The organism is Corallococcus sicarius, assembly GCF_003611735.1.
GTDB classification, from domain to species: domain Bacteria; phylum Myxococcota; class Myxococcia; order Myxococcales; family Myxococcaceae; genus Corallococcus; species Corallococcus sicarius.
Genome location: NZ_RAWG01000365.1, coordinates 1 through 8,917 on the forward strand (window position 1 = coordinate 1; position 8,917 = coordinate 8,917).

Genomic DNA, 8,917 nt, shown 5'->3' on the forward strand with positions numbered 1-8,917 from the left:
GGGAGGAGAGAGGGGGCCTTCAGGCCACGGACTTGAAGGCACCGGAGGGCGCGGACGTGTCCACCGCCTGCCGCTTGCGCGCGCGCAGGGCCTCCAGCGTGGCCAGGGCCTCGCGCGCCTCGGGCGTGGTGCCCAGGGGCTTGAGCACCTGGAGCGCCTGCTCCAGCGCCAGGGCCTCGTCGGCCTCGCGCTGACGGATGCGGTCCACCGCCTCGCTGAAGCGCCCGAAGAAGGCCCTCAGCTCATCCTTGCGCCGCAGGGGGCGCAGGCGCGGATAGCGGCCGGCCGCGAGCGCCGCCACGTACAGGCTCATCACGTGGACGGGGCCCGCCACACGGTGGGTGAAGAGCAGCCCGAAGAGGGCGAGCGCGACGCCCATGCCCACGGTGCCCGCGCCGGTGAGCCACCAGAGGGATTCGGTGGCCGACAGTCCGCCCTCCTCCGCCATCCCCTGCGCCTGGAGGGCGAGCACGCCGAACAGCAGCATGCTCCCCGACCCGATGCAGGTCAGCAACAGGATGTATTTGAGCTGGAACTCACGGTCGAGCAGGTACGTCCGACGCAGGATGTTCGGACGCGACGCGTTACGACTGTCTTCGGCGAGGGCCATGTCGTTGACCAGCGTACCCCAGGAGTCGTGGGAGGTTTGCGTCCTTCGTCACGTCAGGTCTACACCCGACGGGACGCGCTGACTTTTGGACGCAAAGGAGCCCCATGTCCCGCTCATTCGTCGCCCTGTCCCTCGCGGTGTCCTGCCTCACGCTCGGAGGCTGCAAGAAGGAGGACCCCAAATCGCCGGAGTACTGGCAGTCCAGCATGGAGGGGGCGAAGCGGCCGGATGACCGGGTGCGCGTCATTGAAGCGCTGCGCACGTCGGGCAACGTGAACGAGCAGTTCCTGCCCCTGCTCCACGCGAAGCTGTCGTCGGAGCGCAAGCCGGAGGTGAAGGCGGCGGTGGCGCGGACGCTGGGGGACCTGCACCACCCGTCCTCGCTGGAGCCGCTGACGGCCGCCCTGGATCCGTCCGCGAGCGATTCGTCCGAGCAGCAGGCGAACAAGGCGGTGGTGACGGCGCTGGGCAGGATTGGCGACGCGCGCGCGGTGCCGTCGCTGATGCCGCTCTTGCGCAACAAGGACAACTACACGCGCATCGAGGCCATCCAGGTGCTGGGCGCGCTGAAGGCGAAGTCCGCGGTGGAGCCGCTCATCGCGATGGCCACCGACGAGGCCGCGGAGCCCTTCCTCAACAAGAAGGCCATTGAGGCGCTGGGCCAGATTGGCGACCCGCGCGCCATCCCCGCGCTGCTGCGCACGCTGACGAAGGAGCGCAAGGGCGTGTCCTTCTACGTGGAGAGCAGCTTCGCGCTGTACCAGCTGGGCACGCCCGCCGCGGACGCGCTGCTGCCGGCGCTGGAGGGCAAGGACCCGGAGCTGCTGTCGTGGGCCAAGGCCCAGGGCGTCAACCCGGCCAGCTACCCGATGAAGGCCGCGCAGGTGCTGGGCGACCTCCGGGAGAAGCGCGCGGTGCCGTCGCTGGTGAAGCAGCTGTCGTTCACCCACTCGGATCCGCAGATTCAAGCGCTGGTGCGCATGCAGGCGGCGGACGCGCTGGGACGGATGCGCGCCCCGGAGGCGGTGAAGCCGCTGAGCGTGCTCGTGGCCGAGCCGGACCCCACCGTGCGCGACGTCTACGTGCGCGCGCTGGTGATGGTGGGCAGCCGCGACGCGCTCCCCGCGCTGGAGAAGGCGGCGGGCAGCCCGGACTGGTACGCGCGCGAGGTGGCGCTCAAGGGCATCGCGCTGCTGGGGGATGCGCGGGAGCAGCCGATGCTCGCGAAGCTGGCCGCCGCGGAGCCCGGGCGCACCGCGTCCGACTGCAAGGTGACGGGCGAGGAGGGCTGTGAGGACGCGGCGGCGCTGGGCAAGAAGCGCGCGGACCTGGTGCTGGGCCACGGCGCGGTGCTGGAGGCGGCGCAGGCGTGCGCCGGCAACGCGGGCTGCTGGTCGCAGCGGCTGCCCAAGGCGGACGCGGTGATGCTGGAGCGCGCGGCGCTGGAGCTGGGGCGCTCGGGCGCGGCGGCCGCGGACCAGGGGCCCACGCTGGCCACGCGGCTCACGGAGAAGAACACCGAGGCGCGCGCCACCGTCATCCAGGCGGTGGACTGGCTCACGGACGAGCCCGCCGCGGCGAAGAAGGTGCGCGAGGCGTCCCTGCCCGCGCTGCGCAAGCAGCTGGAGGACGAGAAGGGCAACTCCAACTTCGTGCGCGTCAACGAGGACCTGCGCCGGCTGCTGGTCAAGCTGGAACGGACCTGACGCCCTCCTCCGGGGCGCGCAGGGCGGGCGGCATGCGCGCCACCGCGTGGTGGAGCACGCCCAACTGGCGCACCAGCCGTGACACCTGGGTGCGCGACAGCGCGTCGGTGCCTTCCACCGGAGGCACCTCGCGCGGCAGCCCGCCGGGCACGCGGCGCGCCACCAGCGCCTGGGACAGCTCCTCCAGCGCGTCCGCCGCGTAGCGCACCACCGGCCCCAGGTCCGACGCCGGGTGCGACGCCCGGCTCGCCGCCAGCGCCGTCACCGCCGCGCTGAAGCGCCGCGCGTAGGTGATGAGCGCCATGCCCGGCTCCAGCTCCTTCGCGGGCCCCTTCCACTCGCTGAGCAGCCGCTGGAAGGACGCCTCCGCGGCCAGCAGCGCCACGCCCACCTTGCGCCGGGCCTCGCGCAGGTCCGCCTCCGAGGGCACCGGCGTCCGCGCCACCTCCCGCAGGTAGCCGCGGCCCGCCCGCAGCACGGCGGCCACCTCCTCCGGGAAGCGCGCGTGTTCGGGGCTGGGCCACAGGAACCGGATGCCCAGCAGCGCCAGCGCGCCGCCCAGGAGCGTGTTGAGGATGCGCACGCCCGCGAGCTGCCAGTCCCCGGTCTGGATTTCGGCGAGCAGCACCAGCGCGGGCGCGAGCAGCACCTGGAAGACGGTGAAGTTGAGGGGCCGCACGCTCACCGACACGCAGATGAGCAGCACGATGGCCGCCAGCATCATCCACTGCGCGGGCAGCACGTGCACGAGCCCCATGGCCAGCACGCTGCCCACCAGCGTCCCCGCCACGCGCTGCAGCCCCTTCTCCACCGTGACGCCCGCGTAGGGTTGCAGCACGACGATGACGGTGATGGTCACCCAGTACCCGTGATTGAGCCCCAGCCCCTCCGCCACCGCCGTCGCCACCGTGGCGGTGAGGCCCAGGCGCAGCGCGTGCCGGAAGACGACGGACTCGGGCGTCAGGTGGTCGCCCAGCACCGCCCACCAGGCGCGCTCGGGGCCCCCTTCGGAAGCGAAGGGCTTCGTGTCGCGCTCCGGCAGGGGCGCGCCCTTCTCCAGCCGGGAGGCCACGTCCAGCGCCACCGCGCTGTACTCGCGCAGCCGTCCCAGCAGGCCCGCGACGTGCGCGTACTGCGAGCGCGCGGGCTCCGGCCCGCCGTCCGCCTCCAACCGCCGCGTCACCTCTTCCGCGTCCCACGTGCTGCGCCCCGGCACCGTGCCCCGCGTCAGCGCGCCCGCCACGCCCCGGAGGTCCACCGCCAGCGACCGCAGCGCGCGCTGCGCCTGCGTGCGGACCGCGCGACAGGCCCCGTCACGCGGGGCCTCGTCCAGCGACTCGGAGATCGCGGTGAAGAGCAGCGACAGCGCGTCCGCGTCCTCCAGCAGCACCAGCAGGTGCTCGCCCCGGCCGCTCTCCTCCTGCCGTCCCTGCCGCGTGGCCCCCAGCATGGCGCGCGCCGTCTCCAGGGACTGCCGCATGCGCACGGAGCGCTGCACCGACTCCCACGTCCCCACGCGCGAGGGCCCCTCCAGCGGCCAGCCCGCCACCGCGTCCGACACGTCCGCCAGCGCCTCGTAGCAGGCCGCGATGGCCAGCCGCGCCGGGCGGTAGGGCCGCAGCGGCCAGAGCACCAGCGCCAGGAACATGGACCACAGGCCGCCCGCCACGAAGTACGCCATCTGCCACAACGCGGCCCCGGGCCCGTGCGACGGCAGCGCCAGCGACACCACGAACAGGTTGGCCAGCACCATCCCCACGATGCCCGGCGTGTCGCCGAAGCTGCGCGCGAAGCCGCACGCCGTCACCCAGAACAACGTCAGCGCCACGTCCACCCAGAAGGGGCTGGGCAGCGCGACCACCAGGCCCACCACCGCCCCCAGCACCGTCATGGCGCCCATCGCCCGCGCGCGCGTGCGGTACGGCCCGCCCTTGTCCACCAGCGCCACGAAGAGCCCTGCCATGCCCGCCCAGGCCACCTGCGGCAGTTGCAGGAGCACGGACATCGCCAGGGGGACGCCCAGCGCCAGCCCCGTGCGCAGCCCCGCCGCCACCGCGGGCCGGCCCGGCTGGAAGCGGAAGAGCCCGGCGACATGGCGGGGCAGGTGTCCCCGGGCGGCAGGACCGCGCGGCGCCACCCAGCCCTCCGTCGTCGTCGTCTCGCCGCCGTCCCCGCGCATCCCCGCGTCCTCCCGTCAGGTGGTCCGTCTTCAGACGCTGGAGGGAAGATGGGGTGCGCGGGCACCGGCAGACCGCCCCTGCCCGCCTGCATGCCCCCCAGGGCGGGATCCGGCGGACGCCCGCTCAGCTGCGCTGGGCGTAGTACTCGACGATGAACGGCTCGTTCACCTCCACGGGGATCTCCTCGCGCTCCGGCAGGCGCATGAAGCGCAGGCCCTCTCCTTCTCCCAGCACCTGCACGTAGGCGGGCACCTTCCGGGCCTTCATCCGGCCCAGGGCCTCCTGCACCGCCGTGAGCTTCAGGTGCGAGGCGTGGAAGCGCACCTCGTTGCCCGGCTTCAGCCGCTGGCTGGGGATGTCCACCTTGCGGCCATCCAGCTGGAAGTAGCCGTGACGCACGAACTGGCGCGCCTGGCGGATGCTCGTGGCCAGCCCCGCGCGCAGCACCAGCGCGTCCAGCCGGGACTCCAGCAGCTGCATCAGCACCTTGCCGGTGTTGCCCGGCGACCTGCGCGCCTCCAGGAAGGCGCGGCGGCACTGCTTCTCCAGCAGGCCGTAGTACAGCTTGAGCTTCTGCTTCTCCCGGAGCCGCTGCGCGAAGTCGCTCACCGTCGCCCGCGCCGTCGCGCCGTGCTGGCCGGGCGGATACGGCCTGCGCAGCACCGGATCCTTGTCCGGGTCCTTCGCGCTGATGTGCGACAGCGGAATCCCCAGCCTCCGGCACAGCTTGCCTCGCGGTCCCAGTTCACGCGCCACGGTGTGTCCCTCCCTCGGCTCGGGCCGAGTTGAAATTGATAATCACTATCAATTTCAATACCCGCAAGGCGAGCAGGCGGTCAAGCCGCAAGCGACGGGCGGTGGGTGGACGGCCCGCCAGGGAGGGCTCGAAAATGCTTCGAAATACAACCCGTAGGAGCGACCTACCTACCGGTCAGGATGTTTTTTGCGGGAAATGTGCGATGAAAACTTCACCAGTAAAATCATGAGCTTGAGCCACCCTAGGCCCTGTCGGATTCCAACGCACACGCAACCTTCGGGCGGCTGACCCGAGAATCAATTTGTCCGTCCCCTTCCCCCGCCCGAGACCCGACACCATGGCCCTTCGCACCGACCTTTCGAAGCCCGCCGTCATCCCCTCCCAGCGCACCGACGCGAAGCCCGCGAACACGGTGGCGAAGCCCACGGGCCCGGTGGGCATGAGCTCCCAGTCCAGCTTCAGCGCGGGCGCGCCCTCCAAGGCGAAGGCGACCGTGGCGCTGAACGGCGTGGGCACGAAGGTGACGCCGGGCCCGGTGGACCTGGGCAGCCCCCAGGCGCAGCAGGCCGTGCAGCAGACGGTGGCGTACGTGAACCAGAAGAACCCGCAGCTCACCGGCATCACCGGCGGCGCGTCGTTCTCCCCGCGCTCGGTGGAGCGCGACCAGCTGGGCATGACGCACGTGCGGATGGACCGCATGCACGAGGGCGTGAAGGTCACCGGTGAGCAGGTCATCGGCCACCTGGACGCGAAGGGCCAGTTCGACAGCCTGACGGGCGACGTGTCCAACATCCCGGTGGGCCTGGGCAAGTCGCCCACGAAGCTGAGCGCGAAGGACGCGCTCGCCGTGGCGCAGAAGGACTTCAACGGCGGCACGACGCGCCCGCCCACGGTGGAGCGTGAAATCGTGAAGGGCCGGGACGGGCAGTACCGCGCGGCCTACCACGTGACGTTGACGGACACGTCGGTGGCGGGCGGCAAGGAGCCCCGGTCGATGAACTACTTCATCGACGCGAACACCGGCGCGTCCATCAAGCAGTTCAACACCATCAGCCACTTCGACCGCCCGGGTGTCACCCGCACTGGCGGCGCGGCGACGCCGTCGAAGACGCCCACCACCCCGCCCACCACGGGCGACAAGGGCCGCGCCACGGGCGTCGCGGACGACACGACGATGTACAGCGGCAAGGTGGACCTCAGCACGACGAAGAACAAGGACGGCACGTACTCGCTGGAGGACAAGACGCGCGGCAAGGGCATCGTGACCTACGACGCGAAGAACGCGGAGAACGCGTCCGGCACCACGGGCTTCACCGACAAGAACGACGTCTGGGGTGAGAAGGGCGACCCGACGCGCGCCGCCACCGCCGTGGACGCGCACTACGGCGCGGAGATGACGTACGACTTCTACAAGGACATCCTCGGCCGCGACTCCATCGACGGCAAGGGTGAGAAGCTCGTCTCCTACGTGCACACCGACGTGAACCTGGTGAACGCGTTCTGGGACGGCGAGAAGATGCAGTACGGCGACGGCGACGGGAAGGACTCCGGCCCGCTCACCACGCTGGACATCGCCGGCCATGAAATCAGCCACGGCCTCACCGAGCGCACCGCGGGCCTGGAGTACGAGGGCGAGTCCGGCGGCCTCAACGAGTCCTTCAGCGACATCATGGGGACGGGCGTGGAGTGGTACGCCAGCCAGAAGAACGCCGCGGTGAAGTTCGACTGGGCCGTGGGCGAGGACGCGTGGACGCCCAAGAACGGCGATGCCACGGACGCCCTGCGCTACATGAGCGACCCGACGGCGGACGGCTACTCCATCGACAACTACAAGAACTACCCGAAGCAGACGGAGGTGCACGGCTCCAGCGGCATCGCCAACAACGCCTTCTTCCTGCTCACCGAGGGTGGCAAGAACAAGACGTCCGGCCTGGAGGTGAAGGACGGCATCGGCATGGAGAAGAGCCTGAAGATCTTCGGCCGCGCCCTCACCACGTACATGACGCCGCAGACGAACTTCACCCAGGCCCGCGCGGCCACGGTGAAGGCCGCCACCGACCTGTACGGCAAGGACTCCGCGGAAGTGCAGAAGGTGCAGGACGCCTGGACCGCCGTCGGCGTGAAGTAGTCACACCTTCCGCGGCAGGCACCGCGCTCGCCACGGACAGGGCGAGCGCGGATGCCCCGGTCGTCACTTCACCGGGAACGGGTTGCGCTCGTTGAACTGCTGCTGGTGGAAGTACGGGTAGGGCCAGGGCACGTTGCTCGCGGCATCCAGGGTGGCCACCTGCGCGGGCGTGAGGTTCCAGCCGATGGCGCCCAGGTTCTGGCGCAGCTGCTCCTCCGTGCGCGCGCCGATGATGACGTTGGACACGGTGGGCCGCTGGAGCACCCAGTTGAGCGCGACCTGCGGCACCGTCTTGCCCGTCTCCTGGGCGACGACGTCGAGCGCGTCCACGACCTTGTACAGGTACTCCTCCGGCACCTGCGGGCCCCCGCTCGCGGTGGCGGGGTTGTTGAGGCGGCTCGTCTCCGGACGCGGCTGGCCCCGGCGCAGCTTGCCCGTCAGCCGTCCCCAGCCGAGCGGGCTCCACACCACCGCGCCCACCCTCTGGTCCTGCGCGAGCGGCATCAGCTCCCACTCGTAGTCGCGGCCGACGAGCGAATAGTACGCCTGGTGCGCCACGTAGCGGGCCAGGTTGTAGCGCTCCGACACCGCGAGCGACTTCATCAGGTGCCAGCCGGAGAAGTTGGAGCAGCCGATGTAGCGGATCTTCCCCGCGCGCACGAGGTCATCCAGCGTGTTGAGCACCTCCTCCACCGGCGTCACCGCGTCGAAGGCGTGGAGCTGGAACAGGTCGATGTAGTCCGTCTTCAGCCGGCGCAGGGCGGCCTCCACCGCGCGCGTGAGGTGGAAGCGCGAGGAGCCCACGTCGTTGGGGCCGGTGCCCACGCGGAACGTCGCCTTGGTGGAGATGATGGCCTGGTCGCGCCGTCCCTCCAGCGCCTTGCCGAGGATCTCCTCCGCGAGCCCGGCGGAGTAGCCGTCCGCGGAGTCGAACATGTTCACGCCCGCCTCCAGCGCGATGTCCACCAGCCGCGTGGCCTCCTTCACGTCGCTGGAGCCGAAGCCCTTGAAGAACTCGCCCGAGCCACCGAACGTGCCCGTGCCCAGGCTGAGGACGGGGACCTTGAATCCAGAACCACCCAGCTGCCGGTACTCCATGACCTTCACCTCGTGATGGATGCCAGGAAACAGGCGGCCCACGTAACGGGGCCTCCCGTGACAAGCAACCGTGTTTGTGCCCGCGCGTTGCCTGCGCGTCGTGCTTGATGCAGACGGGGCGCGCGCCCATCATGCGCGCGCCTTCCGGGCCTCCGGGTCGCCGAGCCTCGGGCAGGGAGGCAGGGGTCCACCACGTGAGCACGTCAGCGCCGCCGTCATCGGTCCGTCCCGCGGGAGGCTTTGGCCCCATCCTGCGGGCCCTGCGCTACCTGCGCCGCTACCGCCTGGAGGCGCTGGGCGCGCTGCTGTCCCTGCTGCTGGTGTCGGTGGCGAACCTGGCCGCCCCGCAGATGATCCGCATCGCCATTGACGAGGGGCTCGCGCGAGGCGAGCGCCGCCCGGTGCTGATGGCGGTGGGGGGGCTGGTCGCCATCGCGT

The 8,917-nt window shown here is 71.1% G+C and carries 6 protein-coding genes and 1 pseudogene; 3 read left to right on the forward strand and 4 right to left on the reverse strand.

Annotated features, from left to right (window positions below):
* Positions 1–19: 19 nt before the first annotated feature.
* Positions 20–610 (reverse strand): signal protein, encoded by a 591-nt coding sequence (locus D7X12_RS35690; RefSeq protein WP_120629676.1) that lies wholly within the window; start codon positions 608–610, stop codon positions 20–22.
* Positions 611–714: 104 nt separating this feature from the next.
* On the opposite strand from D7X12_RS35690, the gene D7X12_RS35695 reads away from it, so the two are divergent.
* Positions 715–2,316, forward strand: coding sequence for a HEAT repeat domain-containing protein (locus D7X12_RS35695; protein ID WP_120629677.1), 1,602 nt, complete (start codon positions 715–717; stop codon positions 2,314–2,316).
* Here D7X12_RS35695 and D7X12_RS35700 read toward each other — a convergent pair.
* Positions 2,297–4,495, reverse strand: a complete 2,199-nt coding sequence (locus D7X12_RS35700) for an FUSC family protein (RefSeq protein WP_120629678.1) — start codon at positions 4,493–4,495, stop codon at positions 2,297–2,299. The genes D7X12_RS35695 and D7X12_RS35700 overlap by 20 nt on opposite strands.
* Positions 4,496–4,619: 124 nt before the next feature.
* Complete coding sequence (gene rpsD / locus D7X12_RS35705) at positions 4,620–5,252, reverse strand: 30S ribosomal protein S4 (protein ID WP_120629679.1); 633 nt, start codon at positions 5,250–5,252, stop codon at positions 4,620–4,622.
* A 338-nt stretch (positions 5,253–5,590) separates the two neighbouring features.
* Here rpsD and D7X12_RS35710 point away from each other — a divergent pair, with 338 nt between their 5' ends.
* Entirely contained in the window at positions 5,591–7,381 is a 1,791-nt protein-coding gene (locus D7X12_RS35710; RefSeq protein ID WP_120629680.1) for a M4 family metallopeptidase, read from the forward strand.
* A gap of 63 nt (positions 7,382–7,444) precedes the next feature.
* Here D7X12_RS35710 and D7X12_RS35715 read toward each other — a convergent pair whose 3' ends face one another.
* A complete protein-coding gene (locus D7X12_RS35715; protein ID WP_120629681.1) occupies positions 7,445–8,479 on the reverse strand; it encodes an aldo/keto reductase in 1,035 nt (344 codons plus the stop codon).
* A gap of 194 nt (positions 8,480–8,673) precedes the next feature.
* Between D7X12_RS35715 and D7X12_RS35720 the strand changes: the two are divergent.
* Positions 8,674–8,917 (forward strand): annotated as a pseudogene (locus tag D7X12_RS35720) (ABC transporter ATP-binding protein); the annotation flags it as partial.